Genomic DNA, 917 nt, shown 5'->3' on the forward strand with positions numbered 1-917 from the left:
GGTAACGAGGGTATGCCGCGTCGGTATGCCGATTACCTGTCCACTGATGGGTTCACCTCGTTGAACATCGTGTCGACGGTGGGTGCGTTCATTCTGGGTGCTTCGACGTTGCCGTTCTTGTGGAATGTGTTCCGTAGCTACCGGTATGGCGAGGTGGTGACGGTGGATGATCCGTGGGGCTTTGGTAACTCGTTGGAGTGGGCGACCAGTTGCCCGCCGCCGCGGCACAACTTCACCGAGCTGCCGCGGATCCGTTCGGAGCGTCCGGCGTTCGAGTTGCATTACCCGCACATGGTCGACCGGATGCGCGAAGAAGCACACGTCGGTGCGGCCCACGGTGGCACCAGCGACACCGCCGAGAAGATCCGGCGCGATCCGTTCACTGTCGGGACGCACGAGGCGTCGACGGATCCTGATCCGCGCTGACCAGGTACAACTGAGTTCTCTCACATCGCGGCGGCACTGGATTACCAGTGCCGCCGCGGTGTTGTGAGCGGGCTTTCCGAGCGGGGTGGCGACGACGCGCTACGACAGTTCGTAGGACCGGCTCGGCTGATGAGGGTGTGAGGGTTTACGATCAGCTGAGTTTCACGTCATGCTGTCCAACACAGATGAGCAGATCGGCCACAGGAGGATCAGTGACCGCGGTAGACCAGCCCACCACTCAGGTGGCTCCGGTTCGGCCTTATCCCGAGCGCACGGGTGCCAAGGGTTCGTTCATCTACAAGATGTTGACGACGACCGATCACAAGATGCTGGGCATCATGTATTTGGTTGCGTGTTTTGCGTTTTTCCTCATCGGTGGCTTGATGGCGTTGTTGATGCGTACCGAGTTGACGGCGCCTGGTCTGCAGTTCTTGTCGACTGAGCAGTACAACCAGTTGTTCACCATGCATGGCACGGTGATGTTGTTGATG

1 protein-coding gene and 1 pseudogene are annotated in these 917 nt (G+C 59.7%); both read left to right on the top strand.

What is annotated here, in order from left to right; genetic code table 11:
• Positions 1–426 (top strand): annotated as a pseudogene (locus tag CSW57_RS00575) (cytochrome ubiquinol oxidase subunit I); the annotation flags it as partial.
• Positions 427–638: 212 nt separating this feature from the next.
• Positions 639–917: cbb3-type cytochrome c oxidase subunit I (locus CSW57_RS00580; protein WP_189339090.1), on the top strand; the 279-nt coding region annotated here is incomplete at its 3' end.

Source organism: Williamsia muralis (assembly GCF_002735905.1).
GTDB lineage: Bacteria > Actinomycetota > Actinomycetes > Mycobacteriales > Mycobacteriaceae > Williamsia > Williamsia muralis_A.